A 22634-nucleotide genomic window follows, 5' to 3' on the forward strand; every position below is an offset into this window, starting at 1 on the left:
CTTAAAAGAGCAAAGGCCCCGGATCGCCGGGGCCTTTGTATTGTATATCAAGTATGAGGACCGGATTAATATCCCATGTCCATACCACCGGGCATAGCGGGAGCGGCGGGAGCGCCTTTAGGCTCGGGCTTGTCGGCGATCACACACTCGGTAGTCAGCAGCATGGAAGCGATAGAAGCAGCGTTTTCCAGGGCTACGCGGCTTACTTTGGTCGGATCGATTACACCAGCAGCAAACAGTTTTTCGAACTGCTCGGTACGGGCGTTGAAGCCGAAGTCAGCTTTGCCTTCCTTGATCTTCTGAACGATGATAGAACCTTCCAGTCCGGCATTCTCAACGATAGTACGGATGGGAGCTTCCAGCGCACGGCGCACGATAGCGATACCGGTTTCCTCGTCGTTATTGGCGCCTTCCAGCTTGGCCAGTGATTCGATAGCGCGGATGAAGGCAGTACCACCACCGGCTACGATGCCTTCTTCCACGGCAGCGCGGGTAGCATGCAGGGCGTCGTCAACGCGATCTTTCTTTTCTTTCATTTCTACTTCGGTAGAAGCGCCTACATACAGTACGGCTACACCGCCGCTCAGCTTGGCCAGGCGTTCCTGCAGCTTTTCGCGGTCGTAATCGGAAGTAGTGGTTTCGATCTGGGCTTTGATCTGGGATACGCGGGCATTGATGTCCGCTTTCTTGCCTTTACCGCCCACAACGGTAGTGTTGTCTTTGTCGATAGTGATACTTTCGGCTTGTCCCAGGTAACTGAAGTCAGCATTTTCGAGCTTGTAGCCCAGATCTTCGCTGATCACGGTACCGGCAGTCAATACCGCGATATCCTGCAGCATTTCCTTGCGGCGGTCGCCGAAGCCGGGAGCTTTAACAGCAGCTACTTTCAGGGAACCACGCAGCTTGTTCAGCACCAGGGTAGAAAGGGCTTCGCCTTCTACATCTTCAGCGATGATCAGCAGCGGACGGCCGCTTTGTACCACTTTTTCCAGGATAGAGATGATATCCTTCATAGTGCTGATCTTTTTGTCGAAGATCAGGACGAAAGGATTTTCCATTTCTACCTGCATTTTTTCTGTATTGGTAATGAAGTAAGGGTTCAGGTAACCGCGGTCAAACTGCATACCTTCTACTACTTCTACTTTGGTATCGGTAGTCTTGGATTCTTCTACAGTGATCACGCCTTCGTTACCTACCTTAGCCATTGCTTCAGCGATCAGCTTACCGATCTCGTTGTCGTTATTGGCGGAGATGGTACCAACCTGCTCGATCTTCTGGTTATCGTTACCTACCTTCTGCGCTTGCTTCTTCAGGTTAGCGACTACAGCGGTTACGGCTTTGTCGATACCACGCTTCAGGTCCATAGGGTTGGCGCCTGCGGCAACGTTCTTCAGGCCTTCGCTGATGATGGACTGTGCCAGTACAGTAGCGGTAGTGGTGCCATCGCCGGCGATGTCGGCAGTTTTGCTGGCCACCTCTTTCACCATCTGGGCGCCCATATTTTCAATGGGATCTTCCAGCTCGATCTCTTTAGCTACGGTCACACCGTCCTTGGTTACGGAGGGCGCGCCGAATTTCTTTTCGATCACTACGTTACGGCCTTTGGGGCCCAGGGTTACTTTAACGGCATCTGCCAGGGTGTCAACGCCTTTCTTCATCCGGTTGCGGGCGTCGATATTGAAAAGGATTTGTTTAGCCATTTTTATTTTAATTCAGAATTTAAAAGGGAAAATTCAAAAAAATGAGATTGAAATGCAGAAAGACCTTTGGTCCTATTGCATTTTTTAATTTTTCATTTTGCGTTAAACAATTGCCAGGATGTCGCTTTCGCGCATGATGATCAGGTCTTCGCCCTCGATGGTGATCTCGGTGCCGGCATATTTGCCGTATAGCACAGTGTCGCCGGCTTTAACGGTTACGGGCTCGTCTTTTTTACCAGGACCTGCGGCTACAACAATACCACGTTGCGGTTTTTCTTTAGCGGTATCGGGGATGATGATGCCACCTGCAGTTTTCGTTTCGGCGGCAGCCGGTTTTACGATCACTCTGTCGTGAAGCGGGGTAATGCTAGCTTTCTTAGCCATAAGAAGATTGATTATAGATATTAAATTGTTTGGAAATGTATCGTGCAGCGGCTGAGCTTACAGCCCTGCAATACTTGTCGCCCACCAAAAATGTGCCAACCAGGAAATCTTGCCAATTTTTCAGGAATTGCCGTCACTATGTGAAAATGACAGTCAAATTTACACACCAATATCCGCTAACTGACAGAAGGAAGCGTTTTTCTTTTTTCTGCCGACAAATAACCGGCCGGGATGCGCGTATGTGAAAGCGAAATAAGGTTCTGGAACGGCATCGTTACTTTTACACCGAATACAAACGACCATATATGAAAAAAAGCATTTTTATCCTTGCTGCGGCGATCCTCTGCCTGATGGCCTCCTGCAACCAGATGAGCGAAAAGAAGTATAATGATACAGTGGCAAATATGTATCAGGGGTACGCCAGCGCATTCACAGCAAAAATGTCGACTTTCGGCAGCAGTGATAATAAAGAGCAGGCTATGGCCGACCTGAAAAGCATGGCGAAAACCACCGATAGCTGTATCGGGGTGATGAACGGCCTTAAGCCCTCCGAAGATGCGAAAGATTTTCACCAGAAAGTGCTGGGTATGTTCCAGCTGATTAAAACAGACTATGTGCCTGCGGCCGAAAAGCTGGTGAGCCTGAAGGGCAGCCAGGATATCGACGCTTATAACAATGCCGTAGAGCAATTCAATCATGTGCTGACCCGTATCAATACCGAAGAGACCGCAACCCAGGCCGCACAGCGGGCCTATGCCTCCAAGGTGGGTATGAAGATCCAGTAAGAAATCAGGGATATAACAGGAATAGGTACGGCCAAGCCGTGCCTATTCCTGTTTAAGGACCCGGCCTTCACTACCGGTTAAGGCCCCATTACGGCATTTCGCTTATCTTTGCGCCGCACTAAATAAGAACCATGCTTTCCAACGATATATTACTGAAAGCTTACCGCCTGATGATGACCGCGAGGGCGATGGCAGATATTTATGAAAATAACCGGCCGGTTTGCAAGTATGTACACTCCACCTCAAGGGGACATGAAGCGATACAGCTGGCAACAGGCTTCCTGTTGAAGTCCTACGATTATGTGAGCCCTTACTACCGCGACGAAAGCCTGATGCTGGGCATGGGCTGGAGGCCTTATGAAATGATGCTGCAGCTGCTGGCCAAAGGCGATGACCCTTTTACCGGCGGACGGGCTTATTACAACCATCCCAACAGTCGCAGGGACAATGTGCCGCAGATCATTCACCAGAGCAGCGCTACGGGTATGCAGGTGATCCCCACCACCGGTGTGGCGCAAGGAGTGGCTTATATCGAATCGCAGCAGCTGAAGGAATTCCCGCAGCCGCCGGTAGTGGTCTGCTCGCTGGGCGATGGCAGTGTAACGGAAGGTGAGGTGAGCGAAGCGTTCCAGTTTGCTGTGCTGAAGAAGCTGCCGGTGATCTACCTGGTGCAGGACAACGACTGGGGTATATCCGTCAGCAGCGACGAAGCGCGTACCATGGATGCTTACGAATATGCTGCCGGCTTTAAAGGCCTGGAGCGGGTGAGGGTCGATGGCAGCGATTTCGAGGCTTCTTATCAATGCATGCAGGATGCGATCGAATGGGTACGGAAAGAACGCAAGCCGATCCTGGTGCATGCCAGGGTACCCCTGCTGGGTCATCACACTTCGGGCGTACGCAAGGAATGGTACCGTACCGAAGAAGACCTGGCCAAGCATTATAAAGATGACCCCGGGCCTAAGCTGAGAGCGCTGCTGCTGAGCCGTGGCGTCAGCGAGACCGAACTGGATAAGATAGAAACAGAAGAGAAAGAATTTATACAAAGAGAATTCGACATGGCCGTAGCGGCGCCGGAGCCCGACCCGGCCACGGTATCCGACCATGTATTTGCACCTACACCGGTTACAGAAGAGAAAGGCAACCGCAGCCCTGCAGGCAAGGAACGGACTGTGATGGTAGATGCTGCGCTGCATGCCGTGGAAGAGATACTGCGCAAATATCCCGAGGCGTTGTTCTTCGGGCAGGATGTAGGACGCAGGCTGGGCGGGGTGTTCCGCGAGGCGGCCACACTGGCCGATAAGTTCGGCGACGCGCGGGTGTTCAACACGGCGATCCAGGAAGCTTATATTATCGGTTCTACCGTAGGCCTGAGCGCGCTGGGATTGAAATCGATCGTGGAAGTGCAGTTTGCCGATTACATTTATCCTGGTCTGAACCAGCTGGTGACCGAGATCAGCAAATCCTGCTACCTGAGCTGCGGCAAGTTCCCTGTGAATATGATCGTCCGGGTACCGATAGGCGCCTATGGCGGCGGCGGCCCTTACCATAGCGGCAGCGTGGAAAGCACACTGGCTACGATCAAAGGCATCAAGATCGCTTATCCTTCCAATGCTGCCGATATGAAAGGACTGATGAAGGCTGCTTTCCTCGATCCCAACCCCGTGGTGATGCTGGAGCATAAAGGTCTTTACTGGAGCAAGGTGCCTGGCACCGACGAAGCACGGACCATAGAGCCCGACGAGGATTATGTGCTGCCCTTCGGCAAAGGCAACGTGGTGCTGGCGGCCGATGAAGAGCAGGTTGCCAGCGGCAACTCACTTTGCATCATTACTTATGGTATGGGCGTTTACTGGGCCAAGGCCGCGGCCAGGCACTTCCCCGGCAGCGTGGAGATCATCGATCTGCGCACGCTTTATCCCCTGGACGAAGCGCTGGTGTATGAAACGGTGACACGTCATGGCAAGTGCATTGTGCTTACCGAAGAACAGCTGAACAACTCTTTCTGCGAAGCGCTTTCGGGCAAAATCGCACAGCATTGCTTCCGCAACCTGGATGCGCCGGTACAGACCATCGGCGCGCTGAACCTGCCGGCGGTACCCATGAATACCGGCCTGGAAGCCGCAATGCTGCCCAATGCCGATAAGGTGAAGGAGAAAATAGAATGGTTGCTGAATTATTAAAAGCAAATAGATAGCAAATGCCCCGGTCTAAACCGGGGCATTTTTTTGGATTCAGATGCTGTCGCATCGGGCTGTGATACCTTGATAAATTAAAAGCCTGCGGTCCTCCGCAGGCTTTTATGTTGATTATGATTTATAGTGAGATCACTGTACCACGATCTTCTTCACCGCCGAAGCATTGCCGCTGCTCATGCGCATCAGGTAAACGCCGGCAGGCAGCTTCGTGGTGCAAGGCACTTTAGTCATGCTGCCCATGCAGCTTACTTGCTGCGACCATACCTTCTGCCCCACAGCATTGGACAGCTCCAGGTCTACTTTACCGTTGAAGCCCTGCATCTGCACCGTGAAGCTTCCGCTGTTGGGATTGGGATAAACCAGCACATCCCTGTTCAGGTCGATCTCGGGCAGGCTAAGGCCGAATACAACAGTGAATGCATAAAAGACCTGTGCGCCAAAATCGGCCTCAAACTTCTTGAGTTCTGTGCCGTTGGTACCATCGATCAGGGACAGGCTGCCTTCGCCCTGGTTGGGATTGGCCCACCATTTCAGCCCGTCATTACCGGCATCGTCCAGCACCAGGGTATAGCAGCCCCAAGGCAGGGTAAGGGTATCGAGATAAGTGGTATTGGCCGTCAGGCCGCTGCGCTCGAGCACCACATTGCCGTCGCTGCTGCGGATACGCAGGGTATTTTCCTGGGGCGCAGCATTGGTAACGAATTTCACCACCACCTTATCGTTAGGTAGTATATCGGGTATGTTGTAAGCGGAGCTGGCTTCATCGTTGCCGGCATATTCGTCGGTACCGCCATTGGCGCCGGCGATGCGGGCGATGAATCGGTTGCCCTGGTCGCCGTTCCAGAAGGCAAGGCTGCTGATGGGTAGGTCCACTTTAGCAGTATCCAGGAACTTAAGGTTGCCGGTCCAGTTAAGGGTTTCTTCCATGCCGCCGGACACTTTGTATTTGATTACCGCAGAAGTAAGCGGGTTCTTACCCGCATTGCGGATGATGACCTGCGGGGTATGGCAAATGGGGTTGATCCTTGACAAGGCGAACGCATCGCTGGGCTTGAGGATGTCGTACAGCTCTGCGTCATTGTTCCTGCCCGGTGTTTTGTATTCGATCACCTGGAGGCCTACATCGTAAACACCGTTGCCCAGGTTGGGGTTACCGGCCGGAACAGGCGCGATCGCATAGTCGAGATTGATAGCGCTGCCGGAAATATTTTCAGTTACATTATAGTCATGGCCCACGATAATATCGCCGGGACACCAGCCTTCCCTGTCATACACCCAGGTGCCGCCCTGCGGATAGATGGGGTTGAGCCCACAATCGCTGCGCTGGATGCGGAACGGATGGATGACTTGTCCGTTGGATTTGTAATAATGGTCGTTGTACATGAACTCGCAGCAGCCGTTGGGGTAGTTGGGCCCGCTGTTCTCGGCGCCGCCATGGCCGGTAATGTAGGACCGGAACTTTACCTGTCCTGTATTGGCGTCCAGCGGTATGGTCAGCGGCCTGAGCGCCGTATCTGCCGCCAGGGCACCGTATTTGTACTGGTTCCAACCCTTGCCCCAGGGTTGGTTGATGCGGTTAACCACTGCTGGTGGGTCGCCTTTAATAAACGCAAACTTCACATCCTGTATCTCCTGGGTGCCACCTACTTCGAGATCTACTGTATCCTGCAGCAGGGGATAGTAATCGGTAACATCATAGATACGGGTGCGGCCGCCGCCGAGATCGAGCCGGATGCCGTAGGGCGATATGCTGCGGCCGATCTCGTATTTTACCGTATTGCTGTACCAGCGTTTGTTCCGGTTGTAATAAACAGAATCCATAATGTTGGGTACCGAATCGGTAAGCACACCGTTGGTATAACGGTAGCTGTAGGGATGTGTCCAGAGGTAACGGGTACCGGTAATCAGCGCAGGATTGGCCGGGTCTTCATCATTGATGACATAATCACCATCGGGATTACCATAGAAATTAACAATGCTGGGCTGATTATAGATCGTATCGGTTACCAGCACTGAATCCAGGTGGGCGTTATAGGTGTATTGCTCTACCTGGATCTGGGGCCGCCAGTACAATTTCTGAGCATTGTAGTAATAATCGGCAGGTTTTACCGGTCGCCACCACAGGTTGCCATGCAGGTGTCCCGGCGGCTGCGACGCTGCCGAAAAATCAGGTACGTCAAGGCCGGCGCCGCCATTGAGGCGGTAATCGCCTTTCAGGTGGGCATATTGCGGATGCGCCGGAGTAACATCCTGGCCGATCCATACCTGTAGCTCGGCCTGGCTCAGCACCTTATCCCATACCCGCAGGTGAGAAAGACGGCCCAGGAGGTTGGCGCCATTATCGCCCCATTGTCCCAACAGGAAATCCCGTGTGGCAGGTGTATTGATACTGGTCTTACGGCGCTGCTGAATCAGGACGCCGTTCACATAGACCCGTATGGTATCGTTGCCGAAGGTGACCGCAAGGTGCTTCCATACCTTCTTCAGGTTAGGACCAGTGAAGGTAAAATCGTTGGAGCCCCAGAAGTTGAACTTGTAATTATTGTCAGGGCTGGTGGTCAGGAAGCTGAAGTCCTTGTTGTTGCTCCAGAGGCTGCCAGCGCTGAATACCGCGCCCCAGCCGGTCTGGAAGGAATCAACCCTTACCCATACTTCATAGGTGCGGGCACTGTTGCCGCCGGACAGGTTCAGGGCCTTGTCAAATTGCACATTGCCTCCCATGTTCTGAAAAGCGCTGATGCTGTAGTTGCCTGTAGTGCTGAATAAGCCGCTGGCCTGGGGCGTGGTATTACCCATCAGCATATTGGCCGTACCGGGAGCCGGGTTGTTGTAGGAGAAGTCGATGAGCAGGTTGCTGGTGCCGTTCCATGCAAAAGGTTGATTGAACCGGAAGTTGTTCCAGCCTGCAGCAGTGATTACGCTATTATAATGATAGCTTTTGGTCAGCGTGTCTTCCGTCATGGCAGTTACCCCAAAGCTATCCACCGGTACTTGCCTGATGCGGATACGCAGGTCATTGAGCATAGCACTATTGCCCTGGAAATTGAGCTTAATACCGGTAATGTTACCGGCGGTAAGCCCGGCTGCCGCCAGCTCACCGGCTTTCCATATAAACTGGCTGCGCTCATTGCCTGCCGCCAGGTTGAAGGGATGAGGCATGGCCGTAGTCGCGGTGCCAACCGTAAAACTATTGCCGCCGGTGATGTTATCGATCACCGTATTGTACAGGTAATAGCGGTTAATATCGTATTGCGGCTGCGGACTATAAGGAAGCGTATCTACATTGCCCCGGCCTTCTATTGTGAAGTACCTGCCGTTTTGCAATGTAGAATCCAGCTTGCCGCGATGGTCGTAGATGCTGTTGAAGTAGATATAATCCCATTCGCCGCAGGCATAGTTGCCATCGCCCGATTTATTGGGATAACATTTGATGTTGAAAAACATCAGGATCTTCCGGTAGCTTTCGTCTGCCGTAGGGAAATGGAATTTGGCCCTGCGCGTCCACAGGGAATCGAAGGTGTAAGTTTGCACCCATGTGGTATCCTGGGCTTTTACCTTCATGGAAGGCAGCAGGAAGAAGATACCGGCCGCCAGTAGAAAATAGTTGAGCTGCTTCATCATTTGATTATTTATCGATCGTTATCCCGAGGGAATAGGAAACATCGAATTTAAAAAAACCGGATGATGTAAAAAGCAAAAACAGCACCTACATAAAGGTGCTGTTTTTTTGTAACAATATATCTTTTGATTTTACCAGCCCAGGAGCCAGGCAAAGATCAGCGGTGCAACGATGGTTGCATCGCTTTCCACTATGAATTTGGGTGTATGAATATCGAGCTTACCCCAGGTGATCTTTTCATTAGGCACCGCGCCGGAGTAAGAGCCGTAAGAGGTGGTGGAATCGGAGATCTGGCAGAAGTAAGACCAGAAGGGCACATCATGCCACTCGAGGTCCTGGTACATCATAGGCACTACGCAAATGGGGAAGTCTCCTGCAATACCGCCGCCGATCTGGAAGAAGCCCAGGCCTTTGCCGGTGCTCATTTCGCGGTACAGTTCGGTCAGCCATACCATATATTCGATGCCGCTTTTTACAGTGCTGGCTTTCAGCTCGCCTTTGATCACATAGCTCGCGAAGATGTTGCCGGTGGTGCTGTCTTCCCAGCCGGGGACAACGATGGGAATATTTTTTTGTGCAGCGGCAACAATCCAGCTGTCTTTGGGATCGATCTCGTAGTACTGCTCCAGCTCGCCGCTCAGCACTACTTTATACAGGAATTCATGTGGGAAAAAGCGTTCGCCTTTGGCTTCTGCTTCTTTCCATGCTTTCTCCAGGTGCTGCTGCAGGCGGCGGAAAGCTTCTTCTTCGGGGATGCAGGTGTCCGTTACACGATTATAGTGATTCTCCAGCAGATCCCATTCGTCCTGGGGGGTAAGGTCGCGGTAGTTGGGGACCCTTTTATAATGCGAGTGGGCCACCAGGTTCATGACATCTTCCTCCAGGTTGGCGCCGGTGCAGGAGATCAGGTGGATCTTATCCCGGCGGATCATTTCGGCCAGCGAAATGCCCAGCTCGGCAGTGCTCATGGCGCCGGCCAGGGAAACCAGCATTTTGCCGCCTTCGGCCAGGTGCGCTTCATAGCCCAGGGCTGCGTCCATCAAAGCAGCCGCATTGAAGTGGCGGTAGTGATGTTGTATAAACTGGGAAACGGGGCCTTTACTCATATGTCGTCTTTAATTTTGAAGGGTGATTGTTTAAGCGCTGCAAAAGTAAGCTTTTCCGGGAGGAGTATGCAGGAATAAGCTTAAAACCTTATCCGGTGCGGAGGACGTTTTCAATGAAAAAGCTGCCGGGATGGGCCCGGCAGCTTGTATCGTTTTCGTTTCCGGCAGGATCTTATTTCACCATAGCTTTAATCGCACCGAACTCGGTACCGTTAGTGATACGGATCACATAGGTACCTGCGCGCAGACCTGTATTGGCCAGGGTGTACACACCGTGTCCGTTGCTGGCGTTCAGCGCCTGGCTGTATACCATACGGCCGGTCATATCGAAGATCTGGGCAGTCAGGTTGGCTGATTTTTGCAGGGAAATACCCAACTGGATCGCATCAGGTGTAGCGTCGCCCAGTACCTGCAGTGCGAGCTGTCCGCGTTGCGTACCAAAGATGCCTACTGTTTTTTCCTGTACTTTGATGTCGTCATAAGTGAGCTCGTAAGCACCGCTGGTGTTGCACTCGTAGGTGAAGGCAAGGTAGAAGTTCGAACCTTTGTAAGGGGTAAGATCGATACCGCTGATCTGCTCCCAGGTATCCGTAGCAGGCATGTTGCTCATAGCAGGTACGCTCACTGTTGTCCAGGCGGCGCTGCTGGGGTTGGTGCCGGCCACGTAGTTGGTAGAAACCTTAACTGTGCGGGTAGCGGCACCATCATAGTGGCGGTATTGCCACAGGCTCAGCTCAGGAGCAGTCATAGCAGAGAAATTGAACGGCGCGTTAGAGATCAGCCAGTCTTCATTCGCTTCTGATGTACCGGGTGCAGAACCGCCGTTAATGTACACGGAGAAGGTATCGGTAGAACCGTGAACGTTACGGCTGGAGCACTTCCAGGTTTTGGTGCCGGCTACACTATACTGTACGAATACGCCCATGGCAGGAAAATTGCAATTAGCAAAGGTTTCGTTCAGTGTGGTCATCGGGGTGGGGGCTGGGGGTGTAGTGGTATCTACTGTGCTGAAAGTCCAGGCGGTATTGCTGGTAATCGCTTCATTAGGTAAGGTACCTCCAGTCTTGGTGAAAGCGCCTGCAGGCATTTTTACGAAATAGCTGGTGTTGTTTTCCAGCGCCAGGCCGTTGATGGTAACAGAAGAATCGGTGTTGATCGTGGCAGCGGTAGTCACATTAAAAGTAGCTACAGGTGTGCCGGGAGCAGATGCTTTATACAGCTCAACATTACCGGTGCCGATGGCCGGCGGATTGTCATATTTGATATGCAGTGTATTGGTAGCCAGGGGAACGTTGGTGCCTGTAGGTGTCTTAGACACTACCTGGATGTTGGTTGCAGTAGCGGCGCCGGTCCAGGTCAGGGTGTAATCGTCAATGCCGGTAGTGGTCCTGTTGCCGGTTCCTGTAGTGTTGTTCAGCGCTACGATACGGATATATACCGGACCTGACTGGTTATCTAATGCCGTGCCGAAATTCACCGTTACAGTGTGATTGGCAAAGGTATTGCCACCTGTGGTCATGGTACCTGTGGTCGTAGCCGGGGTAAAAGTAGTAGGAGTGCTGCCGAAGCCATAATCCACTTTCCAGGTGGTTACTCTTGCAGAGGTTGAATCAAGGGACTGCAGCTTGAAGGAAAGATTGAAGCTGTTCAGGCCGGTAGTATTGGCGAGCTGCAATACAAAAGCGGCGCCGGAATCTGAATTGGGGAAGCTGGTGCTGGTAGCGCCAACCTGCCTTACAGAAAGGGACCTGTTGGTTTCGGACGCCTGCAGCGCAGATGTACCGGAAGCATAATAAGCAAAAGGAGTAGCGGAAGCCGAATTCCTGAAACCGCCTGAGAAAGTGGACCATTCTGTTGCCGTACCCACTGTTCCCGTATATTTGGTCGCCGTAACATCGGTACCCAGTATAGTAGCAGTTGCTCCGGTACGTACGGTCCAGCCTATAGGCAGTCCTCCGGCTATATTATTGAAATCCTGTGTGTAGCTGGTACCCGTCAAGCTCAACTGAGCATTGGCTTCCGTTCCTGATGCAGCTGTCAGCGCCAGGGCCGCCAGACCTGCGGTCAATGTTCTCTTGTTCAATAGTGATGATCTCATACGCACCGTTTTTTGAATATTTAATTATATTATAAAAATAAGTCGGGCAAAATTAGAGAATCCCCTTAACCCCAACCATGGATGCCGGTAGATTTCATATACAGTTAATGTACATGGTTATGTATTTTTTGTAATAATGCGTTACAGCTTAACTATAACCCGCTTTCCGATCACGCGATCATTTCCTTATTTTTGCACGGCTTAAAAGGTAATTCAGAACTCTTATGGCAGAAGAAAAAGTAACAGCAGAATATAACGAAGACAGTATCCGGTCGCTCGACTGGCGCGAGCACATACGCCTGCGCCCCGGTATGTACATCGGCAAGCTGGGCGACGGCAGCAGCATGGACGACGGCATCTACGTGCTGCTGAAGGAAGTGGTGGACAACTGCATCGATGAATACACTATGGGTTTTGGCAAGCAGATCGAAATATCCGTAGCAGACGGCTCGGTGCTGGTAAGGGACTACGGCCGGGGCATTCCCCTGGGAAAAGTGGTCGATGTGGTGAGCAAGATCAATACCGGCGCCAAATACGATAGCAAGGCCTTCCAGAAATCGGTAGGCTTGAATGGTGTGGGTACCAAGGCGGTGAACGCGCTCAGCAGCAGTTTCAGGGTAACTTCTTACCGTGATGGTAAGGCCAAGACCGCTGAATTCGCAAAAGGCCAGCTGGTAAAGGAGTATAAGGAAGTGCCCACGACCGAGCAGAACGGTACCGAGGTCAGCTTTACGCCCGACGATTCGGTGTTTAAGAATTACCACTTCATCCAGGACTACAACATCAACCAGATCTGGAATTATTGCTACCTCAACGCCGGCCTGGCCATTTATCTCAACGGGAAAAAATTCCTCTCCAGGAACGGCCTGCTTGATCTGCTGACGAATAAGACCAATCCTGAAGAGCTCCGTTATCCCATTATCCATCTGAAAGGCGAGGATATAGAGGTGGCGCTGACCCATACCGGCGATTACGGCGAAGAGATCTATTCCTTTGTCAACGGACAGCACACTACGCAGGGCGGTACGCACCAGGCGGCTTTCCGGGAGGCTTTCGTGAAGACGGTAAGGGATTTTTATAAAAAGGATTACGATGCTGCCGATATCCGGCAAAGTATCTGCGCTGCGATCTCGGTGAGGGTGCAGGAGCCGGTGTTCGAATCGCAGACCAAGACCAAGCTGGGCTCGCTCACTACTTATGAGAATGGCCCTTCGATGAAGAGCTTCGTCCTGGATTTCCTCTCCAAAGAGCTGGACAATTACCTGCACAAAAACGCTGCTGTAGCCGAGGCGCTGAAAAAGCGTATCGAGCAGAGCGAGCGCGAGCGCAAAGAGCTGTCCGGCATCCGTAAGCTGGCTAATGAGCGGGCCAAAAAAGCCAACCTGCATAACAAAAAGCTGAGGGACTGCCGTATTCACCTGAACGACGAGCCCCCCGCTAAGAATAAAGACGTGTTTCAGCAACGTCAGCTGGAGTCGACGATCTTCATCACGGAGGGAGACTCGGCCAGCGGATCGATCACCAAGACCCGCAATGTAGAGTCGCAGGCAGTATTCAGCCTGAGGGGGAAGCCGCTCAACTGCTTTGGCCTGACCAAGAAAGTCGTTTATGAAAACGAAGAATTCAACCTGCTGCAGCATGCGCTCAATATCGAGGAAGGCATGGAAGGGCTGCGCTACAACAATATTGTGATCGCCACCGATGCCGATGTGGACGGGATGCACATCCGCCTGCTGATCATGACCTTCTTCCTGCAGTTCTTTCCCGACCTGGTCCGCAATGGTCACGTGTATATCCTGGAAACGCCTTTGTTCCGGGTGCGCAACAAGCAAAAGACCATTTACTGCTACAACGAGGAGGAAAAGCAGAAGGCGATTGCCGAGCTGGGCAACCGCCCCGAGATTACCCGCTTTAAAGGTCTGGGCGAGATCTCACCGGAAGAGTTCGGCAAGTTTATCGGTGAAGACATGCGCCGGGAGCCGGTGATGCTGACCAAGGATGCGCATATCCAGAAGCTATTGCAGGAGTTTATGGGCAAGAACACACCCGAACGCCAGAAATTCATTATCGAAAACCTGATCGTAGAAAAGGACCTGGCCGAAGAAGCCGCTGCCTGATCTGCCTCTATAAAATACAAAACAGACCGGTCGCCGGTCTGTTTTGCTTTTATCCTGCTTATGCTGCATCAGATCACACCGGGCATGGCCCTGGTATTCCTGTTGGGAATGGCGGCCTTAGTGCTTTCCCTGCTCTGTTACCGGCAGGCCAGCCGCAAGCGCCGGCTGGGCGAACCTTTTGAGAAAAAGGCGGCTATAGCCTTTTTTACCTTGCTGCTGGCTGTGGTGTTATTGCTCACCAGCCTTTTTCAGCTGGCGCTTCTTGTCAGGGCCTGACCGAGATACTGTATTAAAGTCTTCGTGTGGACAAAGTCCTTATTCAACGATAGCATTATTGGGTCGGAGGGCAACCGGTTGTTTCCGGCGTATTGCATAAGGGAAGGGCGCAGCTATTCAAACATTTGAGGGTTACGCAGGATGGTAGCAATGTTCCTCCCGCTATTATGGCAATTTTCTCTTTTGATGTCAGTGGCGCGATAGCTTCTTTGTGCAGCACCAGTTTTGGGACGAATGTCAGTTTCGTTTTTTTCATAGCATGTAGTTGAAAGGTAATCTCCCCTGTCTTAACCGCCATGGGGAAAATTCAGCGTTAATATGAAAGGTGCAATATGTTCCCGGCGTTATGTCCTATTTATCCTCATCAGCTAGCCGATGGGGCCGCCGCCTCCGGTACATTTCTGATAGGTAACGACCACATACAGAGATGCCGAGGTTGAGGTAGTGGATACAATAATATCCGGCTTGTACTCGATATAGCGGATAGTATAGCCTGTGGGATTGTTAGCGTTGGCCCAGGTATTGGCTGCCTGGATGATCTGGTTTTGTTCTGCAATAGTAATCGTTTGGTTGCTGCTGATGATCCACAATAACGTTGGCAGGGAAAGATGGGGGCTGGTTAAAACAATGGTCGTAGATGTTCCTGTGCACTGTGGCCGGTCGCAATTGCCTACAGCATTAAGCTCGCTGCAAAGCGCAAGGTAGCCGATAACATTCCTGTCGGGTGCACAACGTAGAGGGAGCGTCTGGGTTACCTGTGCAGGGCGTGGTTGCTGTACAGTAGTCTCTTTCTTGGAGCAGCCGGTCGCTGCGAGCAGCAGGATGGGAAGGGTGCATAGTACACTTGATCTGAATCGTAGCATAGATATTGGGATTTGGAAGTGGATGATTGCGTGTCGGGTTTATGTAAAGCTAACTTATCCGTCATATGACCAAGGTCCCTGCTTTGTAGCGTAGTGCAATGGATTTGTAGCCTGAGGTATTTAATTTGTGGCATCTCATTGGCTTAACGTTCTTTTTAGCAGAAATAAAAATCCCTTCCCGCCGGGGAGTCGTACCTTTGTCGTCAAAAATAATTCCTTGTCCTTCTCCGATACCTTCTTACAGAAGAATCCCGCGCTCGCGGTTAAAGAGTTCCGGTATTACCTCGCTATCCGATTCGGCCTCATCTTTGCCCTGGCCATGCAGTTCTCTATTGTCAGCTACTGGGTGTACCACATTACAGGCCAAAGCAAGCTGGCGCTGGGCTTTGTGGGCCTGGCCGAAGTGATCCCTGTCATCAGCTGCTCCCTGTTCTCGGGACATATCGTCGACCAGCGGGAAAAAAGAGGCATGCTGCTGAAGGCACTTACCGGCTATATCCTGCTGGGCCTGGGATTATTGTACCTGTCCACGCCTTTTGCTATGCAGCACCTGGGCCATAACCTGCGGCTGGGCAGCATCTTCTTTCTTATTTTTATCGGCGGTATCCTGCGCTCTTTCCTGGGGCCAGCCTCCTTCTCCCTGCTGGGCCAACTGGTGCCCCGCAGCGATTATCCCAACGCTACCAGCTGGTCCAGCATGGCCTGGCAGATCGGCGCTGTATTGGGCCCATTGATCGCTGGTACTACGATCGCTGTATTCAGTCCCGCCATACCCGAGTCGACGATCAACGATATGCAGCGTGTGAGTGATCTTAAAGCGAATAGCAGCGGTATTATCATCGCTTCTGCCCTGGTCTTCTTTATTGAGTTGCTGCTGTTGGTCCCCCTGTTGAAAATACAGCCCAAGCCCATATTGAAGCAGACCCGTGAGCCGATATTCAAAAGCATCGGCGAGGGACTGAAATTTGTCTTCAAAACGCCGGCTTTGCTGGGCGCACAATGCCTCGATATGTTCTCCGTATTGTTCGGCGGCGCAGTGGCATTGCTGCCGGCGGTGCAGCAGGAATTTTTTCCGGACAACGGCACTTTCTTCAGTGGCGCCACCGCTTTCGGCTTCCTGCGGGCGGCGCCTGGTATCGGCGCCTTGATCACCCTGGGTTTGCTGGCCTTTATTCCCCTGCGTACGCATCCCGGCAAAAAGCTGTTTGCCTGTGTAGCAGGGTTCGGTGTGAGCATTATTATTTTCGGGCTTTCACGCAATTTTTTCCTGTCCTTCGGTGTGCTGGTGCTCTCCGGTATGTTTGATGCCGTAAGTGTCGTGATCCGGGGCACCATCCTGCAGCTGGTTACTCCCGACGATATGCGGGGCCGGGTAGCCTCGGTCAATACCATGTTCATCAGCTCCTCCAACGAGCTGGGCGATTTTGAAAGCGGTGTGATGGCCAACTGGCTGGGTACAGTGCACGCGATCGTGCTGGGCGGATGCCTCACCCTGGCGGTAGTAGCGCTTACTTTCTGGCGCGCGCCGCAGCTGCGGCTGTTTTCCTTCGCTGAAGAAAGAGGAACGAAGAAAAAAGAAAGCGGAGCTAAAGAATGATACTGAGAAAAGCTTCATACAGAGCACTGTATTCTCTGTGCGGAAGTGTATCGCTGAAAGATTCCTATGGAAACGTTGCACTGCAACGTCTCCACAAATCATTGCTGAAAGAATCAAATAATTTCCCCCACGTGCTTCTTGATATTGGCGGCCATCTTATCCATGGGCAGATCATTGGGATCGAAGCCGAAGGGATCTTCAATTTCCTCGGCCACCAGCTCCAGGCTTGCCAGCACATAGAAGACGAAAGTGACGATAGGGGCCACATAATAACCCAGCAGCACCACATAGCCGAAGGGTAAGGTCATCACATAGATGAAGATGAACTTCTTGATGAAGGAGCTGTAAGAGTAGGGGATGGGTGTATTCTTAATGCGTTCGCAGGCGCCGCAGATATCCGTAAAGGAGGAGAGCTCTCCATTGAGCGTGATCAGCTGGTCGCCGGTAAGCTTACCATGCTTGTATAGCGTATTGATCCGCTGCATCATGAGACCTGCTACCTGGTTGGGCACATGCTTACGGGTATCGATATTGTCCAGCTCAGGATGATCGGTTTCGTCCAGCGCTACGCGCGTTACTTCCGATTGCAGGTGGTCTTTCAGCACCGAAGCATACAGAGGAATAGTTTCCCGGAAGAAATTCCTTGAGCTCTTGTCTTCCGTATCCAGCATCACATCCAGCTTCAGCGCCAGGTTACGGCTGTTGTTGACCAGGGAGCCCCATAGCCTGCGGCCTTCCCACCAGCGGTCATAGGCCGTATTGGTACGGAATACCAGCAGCATCGATATGGCAAAGCCCAGCAGGGTATGCATTACAGGCACATTCTTGACCCAGCTGTTCTGGCTCAGGTGCAGGTATTCGATCTCCCAGAAAGCAATGCCCAGCGAAAAGAGCGCCACAAATACCATATAGGGAAAGAGCCGCCTGAGCGTATCCGATTTTTGGATATGGAACAAGACATTGTACCAGTCTTTGGGATTGTATATCTTCATCGATGCTATGGACTTATAGGCGGCAAATATATACGATTTGCGCTGAAACAGGTTACCGGCACATTAATGTTTTCCGCGAACGATTCTCCCCGGTTATTTCCCTTGTATTATAATTAACATATTCTGATGTTCTGTTTGTCATATGCTTATGTATCTGATGCAGATAATGTGTTTGAGAGCGATAAAAAGAAAAGCGGCTTTTGCTAATTTTAAGTTCACCCCAAACTACCATTCTGATATGAAGAAGAAAATGCAATCTCCCAGGCTGAGCCTGTCTAAAAAGGCAATCGTTAGCCTGAACACGCGCGAAAGCCGCCAGGTTCAGGGCGGTCTCAACACCAATGCGAATTGCCCCCCTTCCGTAGGCTGTACCAAATATCAGCCTTGCATAACCTGCAATTGCCCCGACTGGTAAGGGATGTTTTTGCTCATAACTAAAACCAAAATGATGAAAAAGAAAAGCGCAAGCACCCGTCTGTCTTTAAAGAAAAAGACCATCGTTTCTCTTGGTGAACAGAAAATGCACGTCGTGCGCGGAGGAAGCTCCGATGTCGATCCGTTTACCTGTCTCAGCCAGGTAATGTGTTCTGACTCCAAACATTTGTTCACCTGCAAATGCTGATAAGTACATAAAAGAAAACCTCCGGTCGCTAAGACCGGAGGTTTTCTTTTTATCAAAACAAGCTTGATTAGTCGTTAGTCAGCTCGCCTGCGCGGGCCAGGTATTTATCCACTTCCTGCGCCTGCTGGCTGTAGGGATACTTGGCTTTCAGCTCAAGATACAGCTTCTTAGCCTCATCCGTTTTACCGGTTACATCACTGGCCAGGGCTGCTCGGAACAGGTACAGGGGAGAGATGAAGTTATCTTTCTCGTTAGCGGATGCTTTCTTGTACATTTCGATGCCTTTGGCACTGTTGTTGGTTTCCATGTATGCATCTCCCAGGGCGCCATAAGCCAGGTATTCCAGCGGTGTGCCCTTACCATCAAACTTTTCCAACTGTACGATCGCGTTCTTAGCATCTCCGGTACGCAGGTAGCTCATGCCGGCATAGTAGCGGGCCAGGTTACCGGCTTTGGTATCGCCGTATTTTTTGATCACGCTCAAAGCGCCGCCATGCTGGCCGTCGCCATTGAGAGCATAGTTCAGGGAATCCATACCAAACCATTGCTCTGCGCTGAACAGGGCGTTGGCAGCCTTTTCCTCGTTAGGCTTTTGCACCATTTGCTTGTATCCGAAATAACCGCCTACCAGCAACACCACGGCAACAACAGCACCGACAATTATTTTTTGATTCTTTTCAAAAGAAGACTGCATTTTTTTCAGGGAGTCGCCACCCTTATTCTCTGTAATTATCTGGGCTTCGCCTGGATTCGTTCTGGTAGTATTTGCCATTTGGGGTAATAAAGTAATATAAAGTGAGCGCAAAGGTAAAATATTTTCTCAATTTGTCAAGTGTTGCTCAACAAAAAGAGGAGCCTTTGCCGCAATAAATTATGCTTGAAAGCGGGACGCGGTCCGGGAACGTTTCCCGGACCGCATCAGTCCGGAATAGTTTAGTCTTTGATAAAGGGGTAATCGGCCTGCATGTAGATATCTTCATACAGCGCGCTGTCTTCAGGATAAGGGCTTTCTTCGGCAAAACGTACCGATTCTTCCACTTCCTCTTTTACCCGCTCATTAATGGCCTCGATCTCTTCGTCGGTGGCCCAGTTGTTCTCTTTGATCCTGGCCAGTGTCTTTTCGATCGGGTCCTGCTCTTTGTATTCTTCTACCTCTTCTTTAGAGCGGTATTTGGCCGGGTCGCTCATGGAGTGGCCGCGGTAACGGTAGGTCTTGATCTCCAGGAAGGTTGGTCCGCCTTTTTCGCGGGCGCGTTTGGCAGCACGCTCGATCGCGATGTGTACGGCTTCAGGGTTCATGCCGTCAACTGAGTCGCCGGGCATATCATAAGCGTCGGCCAGGCGGTAGATGTCCAGCACCTTAGAAGTGCGTTCTACCGAAGTACCCATCGCATAATGGTTGTTCTCGCACACGAAGATCACCGGCAGCTGCCATAGCACGGCCATGTTGAACGCTTCGTGCAGCATGCCCTGGCGGGCGGCGCCGTCGCCAAACATACATACAGTCACACGGTCATTGTCATTATACTGGTCGGCAAAGGCAATACCGGCGCCGAGGCCGATCTGCCCGCCCACGATACCGTGGCCGCCGAAGAAACGTTTCTCTTTGGAGAAGAAGTGCATGGAACCACCTTTGCCGCCGGTACAGCCCGTGGCTTTGGCGTACAGCTCGGCCATACAAGCATTGGCAGTGATGCCCTTGGCAATGGCAAGGCCGTGATCGCGGTAAGCCGTGATCAGGTTATCGTCTTCCCGTATAGCCGACATAATGCCCACCGATACGGCTTCCTGCCCTATATATAAATGGCAAAATCCGCGGATCTTCTGCATCCCGTACAACTGCCCGGCCTTCTCTTCGAAGCGGCGCTGCAGCAACATGCTCTCATACCATTTCAGATAAATCTCTTTTCCGAATTGTGTTTGCACAGTTTAGCTATTTTTGTGCGAAAATATAAAAACTTTGCAGAATTGCTTGACGCAGCCGGGAAAAATGACGCCGCCTTTTACCGCCGGCAATTTTGCAGCGTAATTATTGACTTATATCATGCCGGGAAATCGCGCTCCCGGCTGTAACAGCAGCCGTATAGCCAACCACAGCCTTTGTCTTTTTTAGAAAAAATATCAGTTACCCAGTTCCGGAACTTTACAGCCGATACCTTCACCTTTCAGTCGCCTGCAGTGGGCATTACCGGCCTGAACGGGGTGGGGAAGACCAACCTGCTCGATGCAATATATTACCTCTGCTATACCAAAAGCTATTTCCAGAGCCGTGAGCTGAACAATGCGCAGCGCGGTACGGCAGGCTTCCGTATCGAGGGCCGCTTCGGAGAGGAGCAGATCGTCTGCAAATGGAAGGAAGGTAAAAAAACGCTGGAGCACGATGGCGCCTTGTATGAAAAAGTAACGGAGCACATCGGTAAATACACCGCGGTGATGATCGCTCCCGACGATATCGAGCTCATTAACGAAGGCAGCGAGCTGCGCCGCAAGTTCATCGACGGCCTGCTGTCGCAGAGCGACCCCTTCTACCTGGAGCAATTGCTGGCCTACCAGAAATACCTGGCGCAGCGCAATGCGCTCCTGCGTCAGCAGGGCGGACAGCAGCAGCACATCCACAGCCTGCTCGATGTATACGATCAGCAGCTGGCGCAGCATGGCGCCTACCTGGTGCAGGAGCGGGAAAAGCTTTCGGCACAGATACCTGCGCTGGTGCAGCAATACTATGCTGCTGTCAGTGGCGATGCTGAACGGGTAGGGCTGCAATACCGCCGCTGTGCAGGGCCGCAGCAACTGTTTGCTTTGCTTCAGGGCTCCCGTCGGCGTGATATCGAGTACAAGCGCACGCTTACCGGGCCGCATACCGAAGACTGGCTGTTCACGATCGAAGACTGCCCTTTAAAGTCGTATGCCTCGCAGGGGCAAAAGAAATCCTTCCTGGTAAGCCTCAAGCTGGCCCATATCAGCTGGCTGCAGGGCCTGGGTAAAAAGCCTTTTCTGCTGCTCGACGATATCTTTGAAAAGCTGGACCGCCGGCGCTTGCTGCACCTGTTTGCCCTGTTGCAGCAATGTTCCCTTTCGCAGGTGTTTATGACCCATACCTCAGCTGAAGACCTGACGCAAACCGTTCATCCTTACTATAAAGACATGCAGCTGGTACCCTTAGGGTCTTAGTTCCGGCAGTTGTCTCATTGTAAAATAACATAAGAAATAGCCGAATCATTAGGCCAGGTGCCCTGTTTTCGTTATTCTTGTACACATTTTATTGCCTTACAAAATAACAGCGATGACGTTTTTATCTCTTTTTGGTGCAGAAAAAATACCGATGGACCTGATTCACAGCGTGGAGAAAAATGCACCTAATCTGATAATCTGGGCCGTTCCTGCTATGGTTTTTTTCTCCGCACTGGAAATGCTGATCTCTTATCTCCAGGACCGTAAATTTTACGAGAAAAAGGAAACGATCGGTTCTATACTGGTCGGTGTCGGCAACCTTATTGTGAGTGCCGGTGTAAAAGTAGTGCTGCTCTACCTGGTAGTGGGCATTTACAACCTGGTGCCCTGGCGCATGGAGCTCAACTATAAAATGGCTCCCTGGCAATGGACGTCCTACTGGTGGACCTTTATCCCCTGCTACATCATTTACGATCTGTGCAGCTACTGGGCGCATCGTATTTCCCACGAGCAGCGGTTCTGGTGGGCGACGCACGTAGTGCATCACAGCGGTGAGAACTATAACCTGGCGGTATCATTCCGCCTCAGCTGGATACAGCATATCAAAGTCATCTTTTTTCTGCCCATTGCGTTTATGGGCTTTCATCCCATCATCTTTTTCGTTACCAACCAGGTGGCCGTGCTGTTCCAGTTCTGGGTGCACACCGAATACATCCGGAAATGTCCGCGCTGGATGGAGTATATTTTTGCAACACCTTCCAACCACAGGGTACATCATGGCTCGCAGGAACAATATATCGATAAGAACTACGGCGCTACTTTCATTTTCTGGGACCGTATCTGGAAGACATATGAACCGGAGGGCGAAAAAGTGATCTACGGTATCACCACCAATATTGATAACAAAGCCAATCCCTTCTTTATCAACTTCCACGAGGTGAAGGACATGATCAGGGATGTCCGGCAGGCCAAAGGTTTCCGGCGTAAGCTGTTCTTCCTCTTCGGCAGCCCGGTGAAGATCATGCAGGAAAAGGAAAAAGCAAAGGCGGAAGCCCTGGAGCGGCAGCAAACCGGTGAAATGGCGGTGGAAAGCGTCGCCTGAAAAT

General features: G+C 51.6%; 19 protein-coding genes. 9 read left to right on the top strand and 10 right to left on the bottom strand.

The features are described from left to right. Positions 1 to 65: 65 nt before the first annotated feature. Both groL and DZC79_RS13725 read right to left on the bottom strand, forming a co-directional pair. Positions 66 to 1700 (bottom strand): chaperonin GroEL, encoded by a 1635-nt coding sequence (groL, locus tag DZC79_RS13720; protein ID WP_118952166.1) that lies wholly within the window; start codon positions 1698 to 1700, stop codon positions 66 to 68. Positions 1701 to 1802: 102 nt separating this feature from the next. Next, complete coding sequence (locus DZC79_RS13725; protein WP_118952167.1) at positions 1803 to 2084, bottom strand: co-chaperone GroES; 282 nt, start codon at positions 2082 to 2084, stop codon at positions 1803 to 1805. Positions 2085 to 2389: 305 nt separating this feature from the next. Here DZC79_RS13725 and DZC79_RS13730 point away from each other — a divergent pair, with 305 nt between their 5' ends. Together DZC79_RS13730 and DZC79_RS13735 are read left to right on the top strand one after the other, a co-directional pair. Then, complete coding sequence (locus DZC79_RS13730; RefSeq protein WP_118952168.1) at positions 2390 to 2869, top strand: hypothetical protein; 480 nt, start codon at positions 2390 to 2392, stop codon at positions 2867 to 2869. A gap of 131 nt (positions 2870 to 3000) precedes the next feature. Further along, positions 3001 to 5052 (top strand): alpha-ketoacid dehydrogenase subunit alpha/beta, encoded by a 2052-nt coding sequence (locus DZC79_RS13735; protein WP_118952169.1) that lies wholly within the window; start codon positions 3001 to 3003, stop codon positions 5050 to 5052. Positions 5053 to 5196: 144 nt separating this feature from the next. Here DZC79_RS13735 and DZC79_RS13740 read toward each other — a convergent pair whose 3' ends face one another. The 3 genes from DZC79_RS13740 to DZC79_RS13750 all read right to left on the bottom strand — a co-directional run bounded on the left by DZC79_RS13740 (position 5197) and on the right by DZC79_RS13750 (position 11890). Continuing rightward, positions 5197 to 8688 (bottom strand): LamG-like jellyroll fold domain-containing protein, encoded by a 3492-nt coding sequence (locus DZC79_RS13740; RefSeq protein ID WP_118952170.1) that lies wholly within the window; start codon positions 8686 to 8688, stop codon positions 5197 to 5199. A 129-nt stretch (positions 8689 to 8817) separates the two neighbouring features. Then, positions 8818 to 9792, bottom strand: a complete 975-nt coding sequence (locus tag DZC79_RS13745; RefSeq protein WP_118952171.1) for a deoxyhypusine synthase family protein — start codon at positions 9790 to 9792, stop codon at positions 8818 to 8820. A gap of 172 nt (positions 9793 to 9964) precedes the next feature. Then, the gene (locus tag DZC79_RS13750; protein WP_118952172.1) at positions 9965 to 11890 is read right to left on the bottom strand and encodes a T9SS type A sorting domain-containing protein; all 1926 of its coding nucleotides are present in this window, start codon (positions 11888 to 11890) and stop codon (positions 9965 to 9967) included. A gap of 224 nt (positions 11891 to 12114) precedes the next feature. Between DZC79_RS13750 and DZC79_RS13755 the strand changes: the two genes are divergently transcribed. Continuing rightward, positions 12115 to 14007, top strand: coding sequence for a DNA topoisomerase IV subunit B (locus tag DZC79_RS13755; RefSeq protein ID WP_118952173.1), 1893 nt, complete (start codon positions 12115 to 12117; stop codon positions 14005 to 14007). A 60-nt stretch (positions 14008 to 14067) separates the two neighbouring features. Continuing rightward, a complete protein-coding gene (locus tag DZC79_RS13760; RefSeq protein ID WP_118952174.1) occupies positions 14068 to 14283 on the top strand; it encodes a hypothetical protein in 216 nt (71 codons plus the stop codon). A 55-nt stretch (positions 14284 to 14338) separates the two neighbouring features. On the opposite strand, the gene DZC79_RS21870 is transcribed toward DZC79_RS13760, so the two are convergent. Beyond that, complete coding sequence (locus tag DZC79_RS21870) at positions 14339 to 14581, bottom strand: class I lanthipeptide (RefSeq protein WP_118952175.1); 243 nt, start codon at positions 14579 to 14581, stop codon at positions 14339 to 14341. Between the two features lie 70 nt (positions 14582 to 14651). Continuing rightward, a complete protein-coding gene (locus tag DZC79_RS21260; RefSeq protein ID WP_157977138.1) occupies positions 14652 to 15146 on the bottom strand; it encodes a hypothetical protein in 495 nt (164 codons plus the stop codon). A 217-nt stretch (positions 15147 to 15363) separates the two neighbouring features. Between DZC79_RS21260 and DZC79_RS13775 the strand changes: the two genes are divergently transcribed. Next, on the top strand, positions 15364 to 16743 hold the full coding sequence (locus DZC79_RS13775) for an MFS transporter (RefSeq protein ID WP_232831830.1): 1380 nt from the start codon (positions 15364 to 15366) through the stop codon (positions 16741 to 16743). 113 nt (positions 16744 to 16856) lie between these two features. Here the strand turns inward: DZC79_RS13775 and DZC79_RS13780 are convergent, their stop codons facing one another. Then, complete coding sequence (locus DZC79_RS13780; RefSeq protein WP_118952177.1) at positions 16857 to 17735, bottom strand: bestrophin family protein; 879 nt, start codon at positions 17733 to 17735, stop codon at positions 16857 to 16859. A 238-nt stretch (positions 17736 to 17973) separates the two neighbouring features. Between DZC79_RS13780 and DZC79_RS21265 the strand changes: the two genes are divergently transcribed. Together DZC79_RS21265 and DZC79_RS21875 are read left to right on the top strand one after the other, a co-directional pair. Further along, complete coding sequence (locus tag DZC79_RS21265; RefSeq protein ID WP_157977139.1) at positions 17974 to 18150, top strand: class I lanthipeptide; 177 nt, start codon at positions 17974 to 17976, stop codon at positions 18148 to 18150. A gap of 33 nt (positions 18151 to 18183) precedes the next feature. Continuing rightward, on the top strand, positions 18184 to 18357 hold the full coding sequence (locus DZC79_RS21875) for a class I lanthipeptide (RefSeq protein WP_198666896.1): 174 nt from the start codon (positions 18184 to 18186) through the stop codon (positions 18355 to 18357). Positions 18358 to 18424: 67 nt separating this feature from the next. Here the strand turns inward: DZC79_RS21875 and DZC79_RS13785 are convergent, their stop codons facing one another. Continuing rightward, positions 18425 to 19129: a tetratricopeptide repeat protein gene (locus DZC79_RS13785; protein ID WP_118952178.1), complete on the bottom strand. Its 705-nt coding sequence runs from the start codon at positions 19127 to 19129 to the stop codon at positions 18425 to 18427. Positions 19130 to 19290: 161 nt separating this feature from the next. After that, a complete protein-coding gene (gene pdhA, locus DZC79_RS13790) occupies positions 19291 to 20283 on the bottom strand; it encodes a pyruvate dehydrogenase (acetyl-transferring) E1 component subunit alpha (protein WP_118952179.1) in 993 nt (330 codons plus the stop codon). A 174-nt stretch (positions 20284 to 20457) separates the two neighbouring features. Here pdhA and recF point away from each other — a divergent pair, with 174 nt between their 5' ends. After that, positions 20458 to 21528 carry a DNA replication/repair protein RecF gene (gene recF, locus DZC79_RS13795; RefSeq protein ID WP_118952180.1) on the top strand — a complete coding sequence of 357 codons (1071 nt, stop codon included), beginning with the start codon at positions 20458 to 20460 and terminating at the stop codon, positions 21526 to 21528. 214 nt (positions 21529 to 21742) lie between these two features. Beyond that, entirely contained in the window at positions 21743 to 22630 is an 888-nt protein-coding gene (locus DZC79_RS13800; RefSeq protein WP_198666897.1) for a sterol desaturase family protein, read from the top strand. The last annotated feature ends 4 nt before the right edge of the window (positions 22631 to 22634 follow it).

It is taken from the genome of Taibaiella helva (assembly GCF_003545695.1).
In the GTDB taxonomy this organism is placed as follows: domain Bacteria; phylum Bacteroidota; class Bacteroidia; order Chitinophagales; family Chitinophagaceae; genus Taibaiella; species Taibaiella helva.

What these genes read in the sequence shown, in the direction of transcription:
- DZC79_RS21260 (WP_157977138.1), bottom strand. Translation starts at nt 15,146, where the DNA reads ATGCTACGATTCAGATCAAGTGTACTATGCACCCTTCCCATCCTGCTG.
- DZC79_RS13735 (WP_118952169.1), top strand. Translation starts at nt 3,001, where the DNA reads ATGCTTTCCAACGATATATTACTGAAAGCTTACCGCCTGATGATGACC.
- DZC79_RS13750 (WP_118952172.1), bottom strand. Translation starts at nt 11,890, where the DNA reads ATGAGATCATCACTATTGAACAAGAGAACATTGACCGCAGGTCTGGCG.
- DZC79_RS13780 (WP_118952177.1), bottom strand. Translation starts at nt 17,735, where the DNA reads ATGAAGATATACAATCCCAAAGACTGGTACAATGTCTTGTTCCATATC.
- DZC79_RS21875 (WP_198666896.1), top strand. Translation starts at nt 18,184, where the DNA reads ATGAAAAAGAAAAGCGCAAGCACCCGTCTGTCTTTAAAGAAAAAGACC.
- groL (WP_118952166.1), bottom strand. Translation starts at nt 1,700, where the DNA reads ATGGCTAAACAAATCCTTTTCAATATCGACGCCCGCAACCGGATGAAG.
- DZC79_RS13730 (WP_118952168.1), top strand. Translation starts at nt 2,390, where the DNA reads ATGAAAAAAAGCATTTTTATCCTTGCTGCGGCGATCCTCTGCCTGATG.
- DZC79_RS13740 (WP_118952170.1), bottom strand. Translation starts at nt 8,688, where the DNA reads ATGATGAAGCAGCTCAACTATTTTCTACTGGCGGCCGGTATCTTCTTC.
- DZC79_RS13800 (WP_198666897.1), top strand. Translation starts at nt 21,743, where the DNA reads ATGGTTTTTTTCTCCGCACTGGAAATGCTGATCTCTTATCTCCAGGAC.
- DZC79_RS13785 (WP_118952178.1), bottom strand. Translation starts at nt 19,129, where the DNA reads ATGGCAAATACTACCAGAACGAATCCAGGCGAAGCCCAGATAATTACA.
- DZC79_RS13725 (WP_118952167.1), bottom strand. Translation starts at nt 2,084, where the DNA reads ATGGCTAAGAAAGCTAGCATTACCCCGCTTCACGACAGAGTGATCGTA.
- DZC79_RS21870 (WP_118952175.1), bottom strand. Translation starts at nt 14,581, where the DNA reads ATGGCGGTTAAGACAGGGGAGATTACCTTTCAACTACATGCTATGAAA.
- DZC79_RS13745 (WP_118952171.1), bottom strand. Translation starts at nt 9,792, where the DNA reads ATGAGTAAAGGCCCCGTTTCCCAGTTTATACAACATCACTACCGCCAC.
- DZC79_RS21265 (WP_157977139.1), top strand. Translation starts at nt 17,974, where the DNA reads ATGAAGAAGAAAATGCAATCTCCCAGGCTGAGCCTGTCTAAAAAGGCA.
- DZC79_RS13760 (WP_118952174.1), top strand. Translation starts at nt 14,068, where the DNA reads ATGCTGCATCAGATCACACCGGGCATGGCCCTGGTATTCCTGTTGGGA.
- DZC79_RS13755 (WP_118952173.1), top strand. Translation starts at nt 12,115, where the DNA reads ATGGCAGAAGAAAAAGTAACAGCAGAATATAACGAAGACAGTATCCGG.